General features: G+C 62.2%; 12 protein-coding genes. 4 read left to right on the forward strand and 8 right to left on the reverse strand.

Translation table 11 applies throughout. The features are described 5' to 3' along the window. Nucleotides 1-11 precede the first annotated feature (11 nt). On the reverse strand, nt 12-1,100 hold the full coding sequence (gene bglB / locus TQ39_RS14375) for a beta-galactosidase BglB (RefSeq protein WP_009322426.1): 1,089 nt from the start codon (nt 1,098-1,100) through the stop codon (nt 12-14). A gap of 341 nt (nt 1,101-1,441) precedes the next feature. Here bglB (TQ39_RS14375) and TQ39_RS14380 point away from each other — a divergent pair, with 341 nt between their 5' ends. Continuing rightward, on the forward strand, nt 1,442-2,383 hold the full coding sequence (locus TQ39_RS14380; RefSeq protein WP_050006022.1) for a helix-turn-helix transcriptional regulator: 942 nt from the start codon (nt 1,442-1,444) through the stop codon (nt 2,381-2,383). Between the two features lie 315 nt (nt 2,384-2,698). Here TQ39_RS14380 and TQ39_RS14385 read toward each other — a convergent pair whose 3' ends face one another. The 7 genes from TQ39_RS14385 to TQ39_RS14415 all read right to left on the reverse strand — a co-directional run bounded on the left by TQ39_RS14385 (nt 2,699) and on the right by TQ39_RS14415 (nt 13,923). Further along, nucleotides 2,699-5,428: an MGH1-like glycoside hydrolase domain-containing protein gene (locus tag TQ39_RS14385; protein ID WP_050006023.1), complete on the reverse strand. Its 2,730-nt coding sequence runs from the start codon at nt 5,426-5,428 to the stop codon at nt 2,699-2,701. Further along, nucleotides 5,428-6,501: a beta-galactosidase BglB gene (gene bglB / locus TQ39_RS14390; protein ID WP_050006024.1), complete on the reverse strand. Its 1,074-nt coding sequence runs from the start codon at nt 6,499-6,501 to the stop codon at nt 5,428-5,430. The genes TQ39_RS14385 and bglB (TQ39_RS14390) overlap by 1 nt, the downstream gene beginning before the upstream one ends. A gap of 11 nt (nt 6,502-6,512) precedes the next feature. Continuing rightward, nucleotides 6,513-9,062 carry a hypothetical protein gene (locus TQ39_RS14395; RefSeq protein ID WP_050006025.1) on the reverse strand — a complete coding sequence of 850 codons (2,550 nt, stop codon included), beginning with the start codon at nt 9,060-9,062 and terminating at the stop codon, nt 6,513-6,515. A gap of 3 nt (nt 9,063-9,065) precedes the next feature. Further along, a complete protein-coding gene (locus TQ39_RS14400) occupies nt 9,066-10,202 on the reverse strand; it encodes an ROK family transcriptional regulator (RefSeq protein ID WP_050006026.1) in 1,137 nt (378 codons plus the stop codon). 97 nt (nt 10,203-10,299) lie between these two features. Then, nucleotides 10,300-11,610, reverse strand: a complete 1,311-nt coding sequence (locus TQ39_RS14405) for an ABC transporter substrate-binding protein (RefSeq protein ID WP_009322420.1) — start codon at nt 11,608-11,610, stop codon at nt 10,300-10,302. Between the two features lie 457 nt (nt 11,611-12,067). Further along, the gene (locus TQ39_RS14410) at nt 12,068-12,928 is read right to left on the reverse strand and encodes a PfkB family carbohydrate kinase (RefSeq protein ID WP_050006027.1); all 861 of its coding nucleotides are present in this window, start codon (nt 12,926-12,928) and stop codon (nt 12,068-12,070) included. Continuing rightward, entirely contained in the window at nt 12,928-13,923 is a 996-nt protein-coding gene (locus TQ39_RS14415; protein WP_050006028.1) for an SIS domain-containing protein, read from the reverse strand. The genes TQ39_RS14410 and TQ39_RS14415 overlap by 1 nt, the downstream gene beginning before the upstream one ends. Nucleotides 13,924-14,167: 244 nt before the next feature. Here TQ39_RS14415 and TQ39_RS14420 point away from each other — a divergent pair, with 244 nt between their 5' ends. From TQ39_RS14420 to TQ39_RS14430, 3 genes are all read left to right on the forward strand, one after another. Then, the gene (locus tag TQ39_RS14420; RefSeq protein WP_133304167.1) at nt 14,168-15,319 is read left to right on the forward strand and encodes an ROK family protein; all 1,152 of its coding nucleotides are present in this window, start codon (nt 14,168-14,170) and stop codon (nt 15,317-15,319) included. A 227-nt stretch (nt 15,320-15,546) separates the two neighbouring features. Next, nucleotides 15,547-18,696 (forward strand): alpha-mannosidase, encoded by a 3,150-nt coding sequence (locus tag TQ39_RS14425; protein ID WP_050006030.1) that lies wholly within the window; start codon nt 15,547-15,549, stop codon nt 18,694-18,696. Between the two features lie 507 nt (nt 18,697-19,203). Continuing rightward, nucleotides 19,204-20,085: a carbohydrate ABC transporter permease gene (locus TQ39_RS14430; protein WP_009322415.1), complete on the forward strand. Its 882-nt coding sequence runs from the start codon at nt 19,204-19,206 to the stop codon at nt 20,083-20,085. Nucleotides 20,086-20,154 lie beyond the last annotated feature (69 nt).

Raw genomic sequence — 20,154 nt, forward strand, 5'->3', positions numbered from 1 at the left:
CCTTCCGCGCGTCAGGCTTCTTCGCCCGCTTCCATCAGGAACAGCATGGCCATGGCCTGCCCGTAAGGCATCTGCCGCAGCGGGATCTGCTTGTAGAAATCCTTTGTCTCCCGGCCCATGGCGGTACCGTAGGACACCTGGTCCACAATACCGTCCTCGCGGATGCATTTAAGAATGGGGGCGAGCGCCTTTTTGGCATTCTCCGCATAGGCGGCGTCCACAAGGCCCATATGCACGGCCTTCAGGATACCATAGCCGAAGCCGCTGGTGGCGCTGGCCTCCACGTAGGACGTGGGGTCGTCGATCAGCGTATGCCACATGCCGTTGCCGTCCTGGTATTTTGCCAGCGAGGCGATCTGATTTTCCAGCGCGTTCACAAGGATGCGGCGGGCAGGCTGCCCGACGGGCAGCATTTCCAGCAGCAGCGGGATGGCGATGGTGACCCAGCAGTTTCCGCGGCCCCAGAATGCGCCCGCGAAGTTGTGGTTGCCATGGAACGTAAACCCATGATACCACAACCCTGTTTTTTTGTCAGCCAGATATTTCGTATGCAGCAAAAATTGATAGACCGCTTCATCGGTGTAGTCCTGCCGGCCCAGGATACGGCCCATGTTGGCCAGCACCAGAACCGTCATGAACAGCGTGTCGTCCCACAGTTCGCCGTCGTTGAGCGTATCGGACGTGATGTGCTGAAAGCCGCCTTCCTTTGTTTTGGGAAGGCTGTCCATGACCCACTGGGCCCACTCTTTGCACACCGCGCCGTAAGTCTCGTCGCCGGTGTATTCATATAGATAGGACAACGCCAGGACGGGCGCCATGGTGTTGATGTTTTTGCCGGGCAGGCCGTCTGCGATGCGCGCGTCGTAATATTCCCGCAGCGTCGCCAGATACCGCCCGTCTTTCGTGCGCTCGAACAGCTTCCACAGGCCGTACAGGCCCACGCCCTGCGTCCACTCCCAAAGCTGGTACTTTGAGATGTCGTCTCCCGCGAGATTGTTTTTCTCCATGTTTTTCAGGAAAATATCGTCCGGCTCGTACAGCACCTTTTTAAAGCTGCCGACGCACAGCTCCAGCTTGCGCGCTACCTCCTGCTCCTGCATGCACCAAAACTCCTTTGCTTTGTTGTATCCGCCCCGCTGTGGCGGACCTTCCTAACCTGTTTGATGTTTTTCCCGCGCCCGGAGCCGCTCTTCCGGCGGCGGTGCGCAAACAGATTTTAGGCAGATAACCAGTATCCGCCCTGAAATACATCAAAAATATGGTCAACTTTACAGCATCAGTATAGCACAGGCAAAATAACAAAAACCACTTGCTTTTTGCCTTTATTCGCATTTCTATTTGCATTTTTTGCGTTTTGCGATATAATGGGGATGAAAACCGGCAGCCCGGCGGCCGCCGGCTCCCAAACGGGCCGCAGACAGCGCAAAAGGAGGCTCCGCGCATGTATTACAATGCACCGCTGCTTTACGAGCAGGCCTATTCCATTACCATCAACAACGCCGAAGCGCCGCTGTATTATTTTTTCGATTACGACGAGCGCTCTTACAACATCAATATGGAGTTCCAGCATTTCCATCAGTTTTACGAGGTGCACATCCTGCTGGACGGCAAGGCGTCTCATATCATCGAGGGCGATTATTACGCGCTGCAGCCCTATGATATCGTGTTTCTGCGCCCGGCGCTGCTGCACAAAACGGAATATCCCGTGGGCGCGCCGCGCAAGCGCCTGATCATCAATTTCGCCATTCCCGCGGACACGCCGTGCCTGGGCGGCATGCTGCGCCAGGCGCTGGCACCCTTTGATGCGGAGGTTCCCATCTACCGCCTGGGCGATGCAGAGCGCGCCTCCGCCTTCGGCTACCTGAACGATATTTTCACGCTGGGCAAGCAGCCCCGCACGCCGCTGACAGAGCTTGCCATCCACAGCAAATTTGTGGAATTCCTGTGCGCCGTCGCACAGGCCTGCCCGCGCAACACTTATGTACCCCAGGAATTCGACGATTCCATCACCCACAAGATCTACTCCATCACCAGCTATATCCACAGCAATTATGCGCAGGAGCTCTCGCTGGATTATATCTCCAAAAAATTTTTCATCAGCCCGTACTACCTGTCCCACCAGTTCAAAAGCGTCACGGGCTTCACGCTCATCAATTACATCCAGATGACGCGTGTGCGCAACGCCCAGCAGCTTTTGCTGTACACGGATATGAAAATCGCAGACATCACGGCGCACTGCGGCTTCACCAGCTTTTCCCAGTTCAACCGCGTGTTCAATAAATTCTGCCACACCTCTCCTTCCCTGTTCCGGCTGAACGGGAGCGCCGGCATCACGCCCGCCAACAATTACATCCAGCTTCCGGCGGAATCCCGGGAGGCCTGACAAAACGGCATTCTTACACCAAAAGGCCCCGCCCGCCGCGCACGGCGGCCTTCGGCGGTCGCTTCGCTCTACACGCCTCGGCACTGGCCGTGCGGGGCGTCGCGGGGTTGTTTTAAATTTTGGGCGGCATTCGCCGCGTGGCCTGCACTTTGCTGCGCAAAGATGCATGGCTTTGCCACCGCCAGCTTTTTCCCCGGACTCTTCTTTTACTTCTTTACTTTTTTTCGACGACCTGGAAGGCCCCGCCCGTCCGCAGCAGATGCGGACGGGCGGGGCCTTGTTCTGCACGGAAGCTTCACACCGCGTATGCAGGGGTCATTCCGGCCGCAGCTCCACCACGGCGTTTTTCAGCCCGTGCGGCACCGTGACCTCCCACGCGCCGGGCGCGCGCTCGGTGCAGGGCAGCACTGTGCCGCCCAAAACGGCGCGCACGCGTGTGCCGGGGCACAGCGCCGCCAGCACCAGCGCATCCCGCGCACAATCCCGGGTGGAAAGTTCCAGCGTGCAGGCCGTACAGTTCTTTGTAAAGGATGCGCGCTCCAGCCACACGTCAAAACCGCAGTTCACCGTGCCGGGCTGGAAATACGCGCACGCCCACAGATACACCGGACACGACAGCCCGCCGAACTGGTGGAACCAGCCCCCGCGCCCCGTGGCGATGTTGATCATTTCAAAGGTGTCGTAGCTGTCGTCCACCTCCCGCTTCCATGCCTCCAGCGCCGTGCGCGCGATGTCCCATGCGAACGCGCCCTCGCCCAGGTCCAGCATGGTTTTCCAGAAAAACCACTGGTGCGAGAACCACACCGCGCCGTTCCAATAGCCGTCATCCCGGTAATAAGACGCGGACATGTCCACGGCTGTGAGCCCAACGGGTGAGAACAGCTCCTTCGTGCTTTTCAGATGTGCCAGCGCCGTGCTTTGCTGCCGTGCCGTACATGCGCCCGCCACCAGCGGATAAACACCGTCCAGCCCCTTGTTTGCGTTCTCGCCCGCGTCCGTACGCAGAAAGCCCTGCGGCCTTCCTTCGTCATCGTGCAGCACATAGCTGAAGTAGCCGCATTCCCCGTCCCAGGCGCACTGCAGCGCGGCGGAAAGCCGCTCGATGTCCCGCCCGCAGCGCTCCTCGTCCTTCACGAGCCCCAGGCGCCGCGCGCTCTGGCGCAGGATCTTCGCCGCGCGGATGACATGGGCGGTGAACAGGACGGGTGCGGCGCGGCCCGAAAGGCCCTTCGCATGCATCAGCACCTGTGCCGCATAGTCGTCCATTCCGCTGGCGTTGTAGAAATAATCGTAATTCGTCAGCAGGCCGCTTGCAAAGCGCGCGGTCGTGGAGCCTTCGCCCCGTCCGGCCAAAAATTCGTAATACCGCCGCATCGCCGGATACAGCCGCAGCAGCCCGGCCTTATCCTGCGCGCGCGCCAGCAGGTCCTGGTACAGGTAAAACTGCACCGGAACCAGCGAGCCGTGGTGCACAAAGGCAAAATCGCTGTTTTCCGGGCCGGAAAGATACTGCTCCAGCACGCGGCGGCCCAGCTCTGCGTCCGCCTGTGCCAGGCCCAGGCCGATGAAGCCGGAGTCCCATGTGTAGAAAGAATCCCACCGTTTTCCCGGCGTATAATGCGCCACCATTTCACCCCTGCGGTACAAAGGATAAACGACATTCGTCAGCGCGGCGGCGCGCAGGCACCGCACCGACAGCCGGTAGCGCCTGCCCGCCGGATTGAAGGCCGGCAGCTTTGCCCGGCGCTTGCCCGCGCGGAACACCTGCTCCAGTGCCTGCGGCGTGTCCGTCCGGGGCGTGGCCGAGAGCACGGCGTATTCTGTGTGGCAGGCCCCGGGCTGCAGGAACAGCCCGCTCACCAGCAGGTTTTGATACCAGCCCGGGTCACTGTGCTTGCGCCGGAACGAACCGGAAAACGGGTTCAGCACATCGTCGAAGGTATGGTCCGGGTTGGACAGGCGGGAGATGAGCGCATCCTCCAGAGAGCCGGTCTCCAGCAGGCGCTCCCGCCGCCTTTCGCCGTATACGCGCACACAGAACGCTTCGTCCACGCCGGCATAGCGCAGGCGGTACTGCCCGTCCCTTTCCCGTTCCAATACGGGCCTGGCATCCGGCTCCTGTGTGCACACACCGACGGCAGCCGCCCGGGCGCGGGCCGTCACCGCAAAAAAGTCCAGCTCCACGCCCGCGCCGCCGGTACCGCGCGCCGTCAGCGTGAGCGCAAGCTCCCCCGGCGGCACCGCGCCCAGCGGGAACGAAACAAACGCGGGCGCGCCGCTGGGCGGAAAGGACAGCGGACCGAACGCAGTATCGAACACCACCGGCTCCGCCGAAGCGCCCCTTTCTCCGTGCCCGCCCTGCGGCGGTACGGTACGGTATCGCACCGTGAGCGCGGCATCCTCAAACCCGGGAACGGCGACGCGGTAGCCCACAGCATCCCCGGCCTGCGCGCCAAAGGGACGCAGGCCCGCAAGGCGCGGCATGTGGGCGTGAGGCACGCGGTCGCCCAGGCCGTGGCCGTCTGTGAACGCCTCGTCGCGGAACTCACCTTTTTGGAGCGCGTCGGGCGCAAGGCCGTCCCACGGACGCGGCTGCGCGTAAGTATAGGAAGCATAGTCCAGCGCATGCCAGCGGACCGCGCCCTCCGGCAGAACGGGCAGCGTCCGCCGCGCAGCCGGGTATTCCAGCGCGCAGAAATAGTTGAGCATACAATTTCGGGGCAGCTCTGTCCGGTTGTGGAACCGCGTGCGCACGCCCCACGCGTTTTCATCCAGGCGAAAAAACGCAATGCTCGCGTACAGCCTGTCCTTGGGCAGCAGCTCGCAGCGGTAGCTGTAAAACGAGCCGTCCGGCGCGGCCTGCCACGGATGATACCCACAGGGAAACGTGGTGTTGGGAACGGGCGCCGCACCGTTCACGCAGGTGGGGTGAACGACAAGGTCGAACCGCGCGCCCGGCACCTGCGCCCGCGGAACGATTTTGGAAAGGCCCAGATATTTTTTGGAATACGGCCCATACAGAGGGACGTTCGCGCCTGTTTCCATCACGCGTCCTCCCCGGTGTGGTACAGCGCCTCGGCCAGCATCAGGATGGCCATGGCCTGCCCGTATGTCATGGGACAGACGGGGATATCCTTATAAAACTGTGCGTCATTGCCCACAGGCGTGCCGTAGGAAACGCCGCCCACGATGCCCGCGGCATCCACGCGGGCCAGCACGGCCTGCACGGCGCGCAGGGCCGGTGCCTCATACTGCGCGGGCAAAAAGCCCAGACGGACGCCCTTGAGCATTCCGTAGGCAAACGCCGCCGTGGCCGAGCTTTCCTTATAAGACGCCGGGTCGTCCAAGATCGTATGCCACATGCCGTCCTCCGCCTGGCAGGCGCACAGCGCGTCCACCTGGGCGCGGAAGGTGTCGAGGAAATACTGCCGCAGCCCCGGCTCGATGGGGATAAGGCCGATCAGCTCCATGATGCCGCAGGTGTACCAGGAGTTTCCGCGTGCCCAATGCACACGGCCGTAGTTGTGGCGTCCCTTGAAGTCGTATCCATGGAAATACAGCCCGCAGCTTGTGTCATACAGATACTTGATGTGGACCAGGCACTGGCGCTTTGCTTCCTCCACATAGTCCTTGCGGCCGAACACCACGCCTGCTTTGGCCAGGAACAGCACCGTCATGAACAGTGTGTCGATAAGCATCTGGCTGTCGTTGGCGTCGCCGGTGATCATGTGCTGAAACGCGCCGTCGCCCGTGCGGATGAGCCCGTGCATCACCCACTCGGCCCAATCCCGGCACAGCGCGCCGTAGCGTTCGTCCTGTGTGTCCTCGTACACGCACAGCAGCGTGAGCATGGGGCAGGTCGTGTTGACGTTGCGCTCGGGCAGGCCCTCGGCCATGCGCGCGTCATACCAGCCGCACAGGAAATCGAACGTCCCGCGGTCTCCCGTCAGCTTATAATAATTGTAAAGGCCGTACAGGCCCACGCCCTGCGGCCATTCCCACAGGTTGATGTCGATGAGGCCGATGGGGTACTTTTCCTCAAAGCCCGTATTTTCCAGATGCATCATCGCGGCCGATACCTTTTTGAGCGCCGCGTGCAGGGTCTTCTGGTCCAGCATATTCTTTCCTCCTATGCCTGCGCATCCGCGGCAGGCTGTTGTTTTTCCCGCAGCTCCAGCACGCCGTACTGGTCGCTGCCGCCATATTCCATTGCCGCGCCGTTCACCGAAAGGCGTTCGTTCCAGCCGCTGCGCAGCACTCCGTATACCGGGTCCTCAAAGCGGCAGGCAAGCCGCTGGGCGTCCACCTCCAGCGGCGCGGCCAGCATGGCCGTGATGAACGCCGCAAAGCTGGGGAATTCATCCGTCTGCGCGGCGCGCACCAGCCACACGCAGCGGCGGCCGGGCGCAATGAACTCACGCTCGGCGTTCGGGCCGAAGCGCTGGGCCGTGAGCCCGGCCGAGCAATAGACCGCACAGTAGGCGTCTCCCTCCTGCGCAAACACCCAGGGACCCTGTACGCGGCACAGATAAAATTCCATTGTGGGCAGATACAGATGCGTGAAATCCACCGGGTGTTCCGGCGCGATATCATAAAACACCGTGGCGAAGCCTTTGTACTGGTTGACACGGGGCAGCGTGCCGTTGCCCGCCCAATAGGACGGACGCCCCTTGCCGTACAGCGCCCGCTCACCCGGATGGCTGATCCAGAGCTGCGCCGTGGGTGTGAATGTGAGCTGCAGCGGATTTTCCTGATAGCCCGGATTTCCGGGCCGGAAATCCGCCGCGCTTGTCATCAGATAGCCCGACGTTTTATAGGTATAAAGATCTACGTGCTTCTGATAACCATGCGTGGAGCGGCACACAAGTTCAAAACCCGGCTCTACATTGAAATAGGCCGCATAGTCCCGCGGCGGCTCGTAATCCGACAGGCAAAGGGAAACCACGCCCTTGCCCGCGTGGCCCGGAGTGCCGCAGCCATAGCCGATCCAGCTCATGAACGATGTGCAGTTGGACCAGTTTCCGAACTGCTCCTTGAGGTACGTGCGTCCGGAGGACCCTGCGAAAAAGCCTTTGCGGCTGTGTACGGCCAGCAGATAAAACACATAGTCCATGCCCCGTTTTGCCAGTGCCCGCAGCTCTCCGTCCTGCGTCCAGGCATAGAGGCTGGCCAGGCCCAGCAGGTCGATGGGCAGGTAAGCGCTGGAGTTCCATTCCGTAAAGCCCTCGTTTAAAAATCCCCGGAACCATTCCAGCAGCAGGCCCTTCGCTTTCTGCTGCATCTGTACGCCCGTCATGCCGCTGTTGGAAAAGGTCTCCGACGGATACAGCTCCCCGGCCAGCAGCTGACAGGTATGAAACATCAGCGCGTGGTTCTCACTGTAAAACCACATCACGTCGTCGCCCGGTTCATCCATCCAGTAACGGAAGTTCAGGATGCACGCCCGCATGGCGCGCTCCAGCTCCGGCGAGAGCAGGCCGGCGCCCTGTGCGCCCCAGGCCCGCAGGATATGCGGAAAATAAACGAGGTAAAAATCACTGCAGTCGCACCGGCGGTCTACAAAGCGCACCTGCGCGGCAATGAGGCGCTGCGCCTCGTCCGGGCTGCCGCCCGTTGCCAGCAGCGCCACGGCCCGGTTGGTGTTCTGCTCGCCGAAGTGCGCCAGGAATTCCAGCGCCTGCCGCTTGCGCCCGGCCACGGTGTCCGCCGCATGGGGCAGCAGAGCCGAGGCGTGCGTTTCCACGGTGATGGGGCGGGTGATGGCTATTCCCTCCACCACAGCGGTGGCCTGCAGCAGAAGAAATCCGAACGGGAACTCGGCGCAGTCCCCCAGGGACGCCCGTGTCTGCCCGGGGGCAAAATCCGCTGTGCGCGTGAACAGCACGCCCGCCTGCTCGTTTTCCTCCGTAGCGCCCTCCAGCGTTACATGCAGCGTCTGCTGGGCGAAAGGATTTTCACACCGCAGACTGACGGGGCCCGCCGCATAATGGTTGCGGCTGAAGCAAAGGCTGCGCATGGCCTGCTCGCCCTGCTCCAGCAGCGTGGGGTTCGCCGCGCCCACCGGCACGCGCTGCTCCGGCGGCGCATCCGTTCCCTGCCAGCACAAACGCAGCAGGAACGCCGCGTCCCGCTCGGCCAGGTCATCAAAAAACACCAGCACGCTGTTTCTGCCCTTGCGCAGCGTCAGCTCCAGCGGCGTATCCGCGGGGATGTTGCGGGTGAAGGGCGTAAATTCCAGCACCTTCTCGCCGTTCAGCCACACGGCTGCTCCGCCGCAGGTCGTAAAGAGGAACGGCGCGGGGCCGTCCTCGTCCGCCCAAAGCTCGGTATACGCCCAGGCGCGGATATGCGTGGGCGCGTCCCATCCGCCGGAGATGTCAAGGCTGATGTCGTCGAAGGGCCAGTACACGGCAAACGTCTGGGGCGACGCGCCGTCTCCAACGCGGCCGCCGGGCACCGGCTCGCATACAGCGGGCAGCGCGGCGGGGCATGCCCGGCGCGCGCGTACGAATTCTGTCTTGCAGGGATTTTCATGAACGGAAAATCCCTTTTTCAGCCACAGGTTGATATCCCCGTGCAGCGTCACCGGTGTGAAATGCACGGGCGTCTGGGCAATGCCGCTGACGAGCCAGCGGTTGACGTATCGCCCCAGAAACAGCGGAAACTTTAAATATGCCACAGCCTATTCCTCCTCCAAAAGCGCATCCACTTCCATGCGCGTGATATGGGCCGCCATGCCGATGAGGCCGTCGTCCGCGCTGGCCGGACGGCGCACCCGCACCGGCGAGAGGCACAGCTCCTCCAGCCTGGCGTTCAGCGCGTCCAGAAGCTCGTCGCCCAGCAGCTCGGCTACCTCGCCGCCCAGCACCACGGTGCTGCAGTCCAGCACATGCGTCAGGTTGGCGATGCAAAGCGCCAGGGGCTTCGTCACCTGGGCCGCCATCTGCGCCAGAAGCGCGGGCGGGATCTGGCTGCGGCGGGAAAAACGGTCCAGGGCGAACTGCTGCTCCAGCACATGGTAACCGATGCGCTGCTCCAGGCAGCCCGCTGCGCGGGCCGTGCGCTTATAATCCTCGAAAAACACATTGTAGCCGATCTCGCCGCATTTGTTCGTTTCGCCCCGTCGCAGGCGGCCGTCCAGCATGACCCCCGCACCCACGCCCGTTCCCGCCGAAACATACACAAGGTCCCGCGCACGGCAAAGCTCATGCTCGCCCATGCACTGGGCGTTGGTGTCGTTTTCCACATAAACGGGCACGCCGAACTTCTGCGTCATCCCGTCCATCCACGGGCCGATCTCCACCGGCCCGAACACACCGATGGCGGGCGCGTAATCCAGCACGCGGCGCGCGGGGTCATACGTCCCGGGCAGCGTGACGCCCACGCCGATCAGCCGTGCAGGGTCTGCTCCGGCAGCGTGCAGCAGGCTGCTCACCAGCCCGTCGCGCACCTCGGCCAGAAACGCGCCGAAATCCTGCGCCGTGCGTGTTTTCTGCCTGTGGAGCACACGGCCGGAGATGTCCACCAGCCCCATGGAGAGAAACGAACCTTCCAGCGCGAACACCGCCGAAAATCGGCCCGGCCCGTTGATGGCCAGCAGCTGCGGCCGGCGTCCCACGCCGGCCGCACCCTCGCCGGCCTCCACCACAAGGCCCCGCTCCACAAGGTACGACACGATCTTGATGACGGTGGGCGGGCTGATGCCCGTTTCCTTGACGATCTGCGCTTTGGAAGTTGCTCCCCGTTCCCGAATAAAATCATATACGACATGGCGGTTCATGCCCTTCAGGTGCGCAGCGGTGTACTGCGGCTTTTCCATTCCGCATGTCTCCCTTCCCGTTTGCCGTGCGAAAACGCCCCGCCCATCCGGGCGGGGCGTTTTCAAACACGCTGCGGTATGACCGCTTCTTTTCTGCTTATTGGGCCCAGCCGGATTTCTCGGCCAGAGCGGCGGCGAAATCATTGAGGGCTTCCTCAGCTGTCATGTCGCCGTTCACCGCCTGCTTCAGAGCATCGCGGTACTCATTGTCCAGATAGTTTCTCCACATGGAGGATTCGTCCACGCTGAACAGGGTAGTCGTCTGGCCGACTTCCGCCTGCAGGACCGTGTAGTCCGCGGCAGCCTTCTCGTCGGCGGGCTGGTACGTCACGCCCGTCAGAGAGGACAGGCCCTTGTCCAGATCGAGGTAGTAAGAGAAGTTTTCCTCCTCATAGAACCACTTGATGAAGGAGAGCGCCAGATCTTTGTTGGCGGAGTTCTCGGGCACGGCCAGACCGGAGCCGCCCAGAATCGCGGAACCGCTCACAGAGCCGACCGGAGAAGGCATAACGCCCCATTCAAAGCCGGTGATGTCCGTGGTGAATGCATTGTAGTTCCAGGAACCGGAGAAGTACATGCCCACGTCGCCGTTCTTGAAGTAATCGCCGGGGTTGTCGGTGGAGCCGCCGGCCCAGATGGCCTTGGGCATAATGCCCTCGTTGTTCTTGTCCACGAAGGTCTGCAGGGTGTCGATATTGGCCTGGCTGTTGATGGCGACCTTGAAGGAATCGCCATCCTTTTCCACCATGGAGCCGCCGTTCATATACATCAGGTTGTCATAACGGGCGCGGGAGAAATCCACGGCCATGCCGTACTTCACACCGCCGTCGGCCATCAGCTTCGCAGCGGCCTCGTACACTTCATCCATCGTCCAGCGGTCGTCCACAGTGGGAACCTCCAGGCCGGCGGCCTCGAAAGCGTCCTTGTTGTAGAACACGTTGGTGATGGTGAACTGCAGGGGCAGGCAGGAGAGCTTGTCGGAGTTATATTCCTGGCTGATGATCTCCAGTGCCATCGGCTCGAAGATCGAGGTGTCGACGACCTGGCCCAGGTCCACAAACTCATCCGGATACAGACGGCTCAGACGCGTGGTGGAAACGAGGTCGGGCAGGTCCTTGTTCTTGGCCATGAGGGGGAACTTGGTGAGCTGGTCGTCGTAGGGAATGACCATGAGCTCCACGCTGTTGCCGGTCTCCTCGGCCCATTTATTCAGTGTCGTGGTGAAGGAATCGCCGCTGCTGGGCTCCTCGGAAAGCATGACCTTCAGCGTCTGGCCCGTAGGCGCCTCGGCAGAGCCGGACGCCGCCGTGGAACCGGAAGCCGCAGGCGTGCTGCTGGAGCTGCCGCCGCATGCGACGAGCATGAGCGCCATGGCGGCAACAAGAAGCAGGGAAAGTACCTTTTTCATACGTTAAACCTCCTAAAGATTACCGCTGCGCCCTGCGGGCGCAGGTTTCTTCCTCAAAACAGCGGGACGCGCATCTCCCGGGAAGCATGTGCCGCCGCCGTTTTTCTGTGCCTTAAGTATAGCATTCGCCCTTTCGCGGAAACTACTCCTATTTTGCTGTGTTGCTTCAGATTGTATTGCATTTTTTGCTTTGCATTTTTCATCTTAGGCAAAATGCATCAAGCATTTTGTTCAAAATTGGTAATAATCCCAATCAAAATCTATCAAATCTGTGTGCGTTTTGCAGCAAAGCGCCTGCCAAAGCCCGTTCCACGGGAAAAGGCAAAGAAAAAAATGCAATATCGCATTGTCATAATTTCGTAACCTTTCTATGTCCCTACAGATAAAAGACGCAAAAGCGGAGCCGCGGCAGGCCCTCTTCTGCGTCTTTTGTGTTTTTTATATAAAGTAAGTTATATTATAAACAGAGATCCGCCTGCTCCCCGGCGCACCTGTCCGGATGCGGCATGGCGTGGCCGAACGCGCCGTAATGGCCGCAGCACTGCGCGGCAAATACGCTCGCCTTCTGCGCTGCGTCCGCCAGATCCCCGCCGCCCGCGTGGTATTCCGCAAGAAATGCCGCAATGAACGCATCGCCCGCGCCCAGCGCGTCCACCACGTCTGCACGCACACACTCCTGCCTGTGCTCACGCCCCTGCTCCAGCAGATAAGAACCGCGCACGCCCATCGTCACCACGACCGTGCGCGCTCCGGCGTCCAGCGCAGTGCGGGCCAGCGCCCGCACCTCTTCCTCGCTGGCGGCGCCGCCGGAAAAGAAAGCAAACCGCAGCAGCGGGCAGAGCTGGGCGATGTTCACCCGGTCGTACTCGCCGGAAAAGTCCAGAGAGAGCGGCACCCGGCGGCTGATGGCCGGGTGGTAGGCATCCAGCCAGCTGTGGATGCTGGTGTGCGCCAGGTCGTACTGCTCCATCATGGCGTAGTCGCCGGGCGTCAGGCACAGCAGCGCCTGGTACTGCGCGGTCTCCCGGCCGTTGTTGCCCACAAAGTGGCGGTCGCCCGCCTCGTCCAGCTCGATGTAATTGCGCGCGCTGATGCCGTGCATCACACGCACGCGGCTGATATCCACGCCTTCCTCCCGCAGGGCGGAGGCAAAATGCAGCCCCGCGCCGTCATCGGCCAGCACGCCGATATAGGCTGCTGTGCTTCCGTCGTAGCGGCGGGCCAGCACGGGCACATTGACGCTGTTGCCCCCCGGGTACAGCTCCTGCCGCCAGCGGTAATCGTCCAGCACGTTGTCTCCTATGCCAAGCAGCTTCATCAGTATTTTTCCACCCCCATGTACCGGCGCGAGGAAATAGGGTGTCCCATCGCATAGGACATCTCGTCGCAATACAGCGCGGCCAGACGGTTGAGCACCAGTGCGGATACCGGCGCACGCAGCCAGCCGGGATAAGCCTCGAGATCCAGCGCGGCCGCGTCCAGCACAGTCAGCTTCCCGGTCTTGCGCTGTAAAAACTTCACCGCGCGTTCCTCCAGGGCCCGCGTTTTGCCCAGACCCAGCAGCGCAAACACCGCGGCCGTATCATCCACAGCCTCAAACGCACCGTGGAAAAACTCGCCCGCGTGCAGCGGCGAGGAGTGCTTCCACAGGGATTCCATCACCAGGCAGTTCGTCAGCACATAGCCTACGCAGGCGTCCAGGCCCGCCGCAATGGAATAGAGGATGGGTTCCCCAGCGTATTTTGCGCCGAACGCCCGCGCCGCGGGGCGGTAGGCCGCGCACGCTTCGTCGAAGGTATCCTGCAGGCGCAGCATGGCCGCGTTCACTTCCGGCAGGCGGCCCGTGCCGTTCCACACATCCAGCAGCGCGTAGGTCAGCTTGTATACCTCGGGAAAGATCGTCAGCACCGCGGGATACGGGGACGCCGGGTCGTCGAAGTAATAAACGATATGGTCCGCCGCCTGCTCCAGAGCCGAACCGGGCGTGGTGGTGAACGCCGCCGTCAGCGCGCCGCGCCCGGTGGCCAGCCGTGCCGCCGCGGCGGTCTCCGGCGTGCCGCCGCTTTGGGAATTGAGCACCACCAGGCTCTTTTCGCCCAGGCGCGCGGGGGGATCGTTCAAAAACTCCGCCGCCGTATAGGCCCCGGTGCTCACCGCCGCCGTTTCGCGCTCAAGGATATACTTGCCCGGGTACAGCGTGGCCAGCGAACCGCCGCAGGCCACAAAATAGACGTTTTCCACAGCGCGGGCCGCCACAGCCTGCTGCACTGCTTTTACCTGGCCGTCCACCAGTGCGATCTTTTCTTCATGCATCGTTCCTCTGCTCCCTTGCTTTTTGATTTTGTCCGTATCTGCATTTGCACTTCAATTACTAAAGTTTGTTTAGTAATTTGTTTTCACTATAGCATAACGCGGCCGGGAGCGCAAGCCCTCCTGCAAAAAAATTTATTCTCCACCCCGCGGCGGCCGCTTTCCCCTTTGACCGCCGGGCACAGGGATGGTATGATTATCATAACTTTTGGATATCTGTGCGCGCTGCAGCGCGCGGGAGGGCCGTATGGAACCATATCTTCCGAATTATCTCAAGGGAAAAAACCGCCGCCTCGTGTTCGACCTGCTGCGTGAGCGCGGCCAGATGAGCCGCGCGGAGATCACCCGGGACACGGGCATGAGCTTCCCCACCGCAATGAAGGTAGTGGACGCCTTTCTGGAAAAGGGCCTGCTGGTGGAGCTGGATGAAACCGGCCCCGCGGCCGGCGCCGGGCGGAAAGGGCGCCTGCTGCGCTTTGAGCCGGGAGCTTACCGCGCTGTGGGCGTGGAATGCGAGGGACGCTTTGCCCGCGTGGGGCTGGCGGATATGGCGGGCGGCGTGCAGGCGCGGGAAACCATCGAGCTGGGCGATTTCGCACGCACGCGGGACCTTTCCCCCCTTGCGGCGGCCATCCGGCGCATGTGCGCTGCGGCAAACGGCGCTCCTGTTCTGGGCGTGTGCATCGGCTTTCCCGCCAACCTGGACCCGGACGCGGCGGCCATCGTCAGCTACGCGGCCATGGACATCCAGCAGCCCACCTCCTTTGCGCAGGTATTCCCCGCGTTCTGGCGGGAAGTGGAGCTGCCCGTCTATCTGGAAAACGATGCGAACCTCGCCTGCGAGGGCGAGGCATTCCTGCGGCGCGGCGCGGGCGGAGCGGCCAATATGCTTTATCTGTCCATCGGCTCGGGCTGCGGCGGCGCGGTGCGCCTGGACGGAAAACTGCGCCGCGGCGCGCGCTGCCGCGCGGGCGAGGTAGGCGCGATGCTTCTGCAGCCGGCGCTGGGTGCGCCCGGGCGCAGCGCCGCGCGGGAAACGCTGGAGGACGCCGTGTGTCTGGCCGCGCTGGAGCGCCGCTTCGGCGCAGCGCTGCGGGACGGCGCACAGCCGGGCGAAGCCAGCGCACAGGCCATGCGGGACTATCTGTGCGGCCCGCTGAGCGGCGCTGTTTACAGCCTTGTGATGACGCTGGACGTGGAGCTGTGCGTGCTGGCGGGCATCGTGCCCGGCGCCCTGGGCATGCAGCTTTGTACTCAAGTGTCCGAAGCGCTGCGCGCCGCCCTGCCCGAGAGCACGCCCGTGCGCGTGGAGCCTTCGGTGAGCGCGGACGCGGGCGTCATCGGCGCGGCGGCCACGGTGTTCGAGCGTTCTCTGGACGCCCTGCTCGGCAGCGGCTGACGGCGGAGCGGCACGGCGCGGGCTTGCGCAGGGGTGCGCCGCAAAGCAACGAATGCAAGCTTGCCGCCGCAAGCAAAGCAAAAAACGGATAGCCAGGCGCTCCGGCGCGTGCTATAATGGGTGCGCCTAAAACACGGCGGATGCGCCGTGGCCGCCGCGCGGCGGCGGAATGGAACGGAACAGCCGGGGCGCGCACCGCACGCCCCGTGAGAAAGAGAGGGAAACACATGACGACTGAACAACTGCGCCACCGCATGCCTCCCATTTTGAAGGCGCTGAAGGAACGCTCCCTGCGCGGGCGCACACCGGTGGAGGGCCTGCGCCGCACCGAATGCGCCTACCACGGCTGGGACACCGTACACGCCGATGCCGCAAGCTGGGAGCCCTTTGCCCCCGGCGACGCTTTCGGCGGGCTGGAGGCGCACCACTGCTTCAAAGGCACAGTAACGCTGCCCGAGGCCAGCGCCGGAAAACGCGTGGTCTGTCTGGTATCCACCGGCGCCTCCGATATCTGGAACAACAACAATCCCCAGTTTCTGGCCTATGTGGACGGCCGGCTGGTATGCGGGCTGGACGTAAACCACAACGAGTTCGACCTTGCAGCCTGCGCGGTTCCCGGCGAAAGCCACGAGCTGGCGCTGTACGTCTACTGCAACACACCCGCGCGGGATGTGTTCCTGCGCGTGGAGACCGCCGAGCGCGACGACGACGTAACGGGGCTTTACTATGACCTGCGCGCCCCGTACGAGGTGTGCGCGCTTCTTGCGGATGACGACACGCGTGCCATCGGCATCATGAAGCACCTGAACCGCGCCCTCAACCTGCTGGACCTGAGGGATCTGGACAGCGGAGCCTTCGCCCAAAGCGTGCGGGACGCGCGCGAGTATCTGCGCACGGAATTTTACGACGGCTTCTGCGGCCGGACAGACGCCACCGAAGCCTGCGTGGGCCACACGCACATCGACGTGGCGTGGCTGTGGAGCCTTGCCCAAACGCGGGAAAAGGCCATCCGCAGCTTTGCCAGCGTGGATTACCTGATGGAACGCTATCCCGAATACACCTTTATGTCCAGCCAGCCCCAGCTTTACGATTTCGTCAAGCGCGACTGCCCAGCCCTGTATGAGCGCATCCGGGCGCGCGTGGCCCAGGGCCGGTGGGAGCCGGAGGGCGGCATGTGGCTGGAGGCCGACTGCAACATGTCCTCGGGCGAAAGCCTGGTGCGCCAGTTTTTGCACGGCAAGCGGTTCTTCCGCGATGCGTTCGGCCGTGAGAACCGCATTCTGTGGCTGCCGGACGCCTTCGGCTTCAGCGGCGCGCTGCCGCAGATCATGAAGCAGTGCGGGGCGGATTACTTCATGACAACGAAGCTGGCCTGGAACGACACCGACATGATGCCCCACGATGTGACGCACTGGCGCGGCATCGACGGCAGCGAGGTGCTGGCTTATTTCATCTCCACAAAAGATTACGTCAAAAAGCCGGACAAGGACCCTAACCCCTCGTTTAACACCACCTACAACGGCATTCTCGCGCCCAGGCAGGTGATGGGCTGCTGGCAGCGCTTCCAGGACAAGACGCTGACGGACGACGTGCTGCAATGCTACGGCTACGGCGACGGCGGCGGCGGCCCCACGGCCGAGATGCTGGAGCTGCAGCGCCGCCTTGCTTACGGCATCCCCGGCGCGCCCCGCACACGCCAAAGCACTTCGCTGGCGTTCTTTGAAGAGCTGGAACGCCGCCTTGCCGGACAGGACGTGCCCTGCTGGTGCGGCGAGTTCTATTTTGAATACCACCGCGGCGTATTCACCACCATGGCACGCAACAAGCGCTACAACCGCCTGGCCGAGTTCAAAAACGCCGACGCGGAGCTGTTCAGCGCGCTGAATCTGGCCTGCGGCACAGCCCATGCCTATCCCGCCGAAGCGCTGGCCCACAACTGGGAGCTGACGCTGCTCAACCAGTTCCACGATATCCTGCCCGGATCCTCCATTGAAAAGGTGTACGAGGATTCCATGGAGCAGTATGAGCAGGTGCTGGCCTCCGACGCCTCGCTCATCGGCGATGCGCAAAACGCGCTGGCCGCGCTGGTGCGCGCAGACGGCGACGGCGTTCTGGTGTTCAACCAGCTCGGCTTTGCACGGGACGCGCTGGTGCGCGTGCCTGTGGAAGCGCCTGTCGCGGGCGTGCTGGCCGACGGCCGTCCCCTGCCCTTCCGCTGGGCGGACGGCGAGCTGTGCTTTGTGGCCGCAGAGCTGCCCGCCAAGGGCTGGCGGCACTACCGCTTTGCCGGCTGTGCCTCTGCGCCCGTTCCCTTTGCGCAGGTCTCCGAAGACGGGCGGCGCATTACCACGCCTTTCTATGAAGCGGAGCTGGACGCCTGCGGCGCATTCACCCGTCTGTACGACATCGCGGCCCGGCGCGAGGTGCTCAAGCCAGGCGCACGGGGCAATGTGTTCCAGATGTTCGAGGATCGTCCCGACAACTACGACGCGTGGAACCTGGAGCAATACTATTCCGAACACATGTGGGAGCTGGACGGCCCTGCCGAGCTGAGCGTGGAAGAAAACAGCGCCGTGCGCTGCTGTGTGCTGGTAAAGCGCGCGTTTTCCCGCTCCGCAATGGAGCAGCGCATCGTGTTCTATCCGCACACCCGGCGCATCGACTTTATCACCCATGTGGACTGGCACGAGGAGCACGCGCTGCTCAAGGCCGCGTTCCCCGTGGACGTATATGCCACCCGCGCGCGGTACGACATCCAGTTCGGCAGCATTGAGCGGGACACCCACCGCAACACCAGCTGGGACGCGGCACGCTTTGAAGTGTGCGCGCACAAATGGGCCGACCTCTCCGAGGCCGGCTACGGCGTGGCTTTGCTGAACGACTGCAAATACGGCTGCGACATCCACGACGGCGTGATGCGCCTGTCGCTTCTGCGTGCGCCCACGCATCCCAACCCCAACGCGGACCGCGGTGCGCATACGTTCACTTACGCGCTGCTGCCCCACGAGGGCGATTACCGCACAGGCGGCGTGGTGCGCGAGGGCTACGCGCTGAACTGCCCGGCTTACGCCCGGCCTCTGGCCGCGCAGGACGGCCCGCTGCCGGAAAGCTACTCCTTCGTCTCCGTGGACGCGCCGGGCGTCGTGGTGGAGGCGGTGAAGCGCGCCGAGGACGGCAATGGCATCATCGTGCGCCTGTACGAGGCCTGGGGCATGCGCACCCGCGCCGTTTTGTCCCTGCCCGGCAGCACGCGCGCCGTCACGCCCTGCACCGCCATGGAGGACGCCTGCGGCGAAGCGGCGGTACCGGAAAACGGCGGCATCCCCTTCCAGATCCGCCCCTTCGAGTTTAAAACATTCCGCATCGAGCTCGCATAACAAGCAAAACACCGGGACCCTGCCAAATGAGGTCCCGGTGTTTTTTTGCTCTGCGGCCCGTCATGCGTTGGGCCTGCCGTTTACGGCACCACAGAAAACAGCTCTTTCCAACGGGGATAACTTACCTGCTTTACTATATTGCCCCAAGGCGGCAAAGCTGTGCGGCAGAATTGGAAAAGAGCATGGAAGGCCGCTGTTTTTCGCCGAACAGAGCCAAAGCCGGGAGGCGGGAAAACAAATTTTTCCAAAACCCCACTTTTGCATTTATGCACAATATATTATTATCATATTTAGGCAAACCGCTGCATTTCTTTCCCTCTTCCTGCCTTTTCACCGTCGATAACGCAAAAAATGCAATAGAGCAGCACCAAAACAAGCAAAATAGTAGTAGAGCTTGCGGAGCAGAAAATGCTATACTCAAACCACAGAAATGGGGCCGGCCCGCAGTGAATTTATGGTGATAAAGCACAACGGCCGGGAAAAGCTGAAATTATAGGAGGAATGGCAATGCTGAAGAAAAAATCATCGCTGAGGCATACAGGTGCATTCTGGGCCTTTGTAGCGCCCTGCTGCATCCTGTTCGGCATCTTTTTCCTGCTGCCGCTGGTCCTGAGCATCGCGTTCTCGTTCACGAACTACGATGGCTGGAAGGTCATGGACTTCGTCGGCATCAAAAACTATATCACACTGTTTAAGGATTCCAAATTCTACGCGTCCATGGGCCGCACGCTGGTGTACACCATCTGCTGCCTGCCCTTCCGCGTGATCATCCCTCTGCTCATCGCAGTGCTCGTCACCTCGCCCCGTGTACGCCTCAAGAGCCTGTCCCGCACCATGATCTACATCCCGGTGCTGATGAGCGCCCTGGTCGTCGGCATCACCATCAACTGGATGTTCAGCCAGGAATACGGCCTTATCAACTTCATCATCCAGTCCTTCGGCGGCACCCCGCTGGAATGGTCGCTCAACTCCGGGCTTGCCACGTTCGTCATCGGCTTCGCCTCCGTGTGGGCCTCCATCGGCTTCAATATGATCATTTATGTGGGCGGCATCAACAACATCTCACCGGACCTGTACGAGGCCGCCAGCATCGACGGCGCCAACAGCTTCCAGTCTTTCCTGCGCATCACGGTGCCCATGCTCAGCCCCACCACGTTCCTTGTAGTGCTGCTTTCCACGGTAAACCTGCTCAAGGAATACGCTTTGGTACAGGGCATCACGCAGGGCGGCCCCGGCCTGAGCACCACCTATATCATCCAGTACATCTTTGACAAGGGCTTCAATCAGATGGAATACGGCTATGCGTCCGCTATTTCCACTGTCGTGATGATCGTGTTTGCGCTGATCGCATACGCCCAGTTCAAAGTCAACAACGGAGGTGAGACCTGATGGCTGAACGCAAACAGAAGGTAAGCATTCCCCTTACGGTTCTTTCCGTGCTCATCGCGGTAATCGTCG

The sequence above is a fragment of the Ruthenibacterium lactatiformans genome, assembly GCF_000949455.1.
Lineage (GTDB): Bacteria > Bacillota > Clostridia > Oscillospirales > Ruminococcaceae > Ruthenibacterium > Ruthenibacterium lactatiformans.

What these genes read in the sequence shown, in the direction of transcription:
- TQ39_RS14430 (WP_009322415.1), top strand. Translation starts at nt 19,204, where the DNA reads ATGCTGAAGAAAAAATCATCGCTGAGGCATACAGGTGCATTCTGGGCC.
- TQ39_RS14415 (WP_050006028.1), bottom strand. Translation starts at nt 13,923, where the DNA reads ATGCATGAAGAAAAGATCGCACTGGTGGACGGCCAGGTAAAAGCAGTG.
- TQ39_RS14405 (WP_009322420.1), bottom strand. Translation starts at nt 11,610, where the DNA reads ATGAAAAAGGTACTTTCCCTGCTTCTTGTTGCCGCCATGGCGCTCATG.
- TQ39_RS14410 (WP_050006027.1), bottom strand. Translation starts at nt 12,928, where the DNA reads ATGAAGCTGCTTGGCATAGGAGACAACGTGCTGGACGATTACCGCTGG.
- bglB (WP_050006024.1), bottom strand. Translation starts at nt 6,501, where the DNA reads ATGCTGGACCAGAAGACCCTGCACGCGGCGCTCAAAAAGGTATCGGCC.
- TQ39_RS14400 (WP_050006026.1), bottom strand. Translation starts at nt 10,202, where the DNA reads ATGGAAAAGCCGCAGTACACCGCTGCGCACCTGAAGGGCATGAACCGC.
- bglB (WP_009322426.1), bottom strand. Translation starts at nt 1,100, where the DNA reads ATGCAGGAGCAGGAGGTAGCGCGCAAGCTGGAGCTGTGCGTCGGCAGC.
- TQ39_RS14385 (WP_050006023.1), bottom strand. Translation starts at nt 5,428, where the DNA reads ATGGAAACAGGCGCGAACGTCCCTCTGTATGGGCCGTATTCCAAAAAA.
- TQ39_RS14420 (WP_133304167.1), top strand. Translation starts at nt 14,168, where the DNA reads ATGGAACCATATCTTCCGAATTATCTCAAGGGAAAAAACCGCCGCCTC.
- TQ39_RS14425 (WP_050006030.1), top strand. Translation starts at nt 15,547, where the DNA reads ATGACGACTGAACAACTGCGCCACCGCATGCCTCCCATTTTGAAGGCG.
- TQ39_RS14380 (WP_050006022.1), top strand. Translation starts at nt 1,442, where the DNA reads ATGTATTACAATGCACCGCTGCTTTACGAGCAGGCCTATTCCATTACC.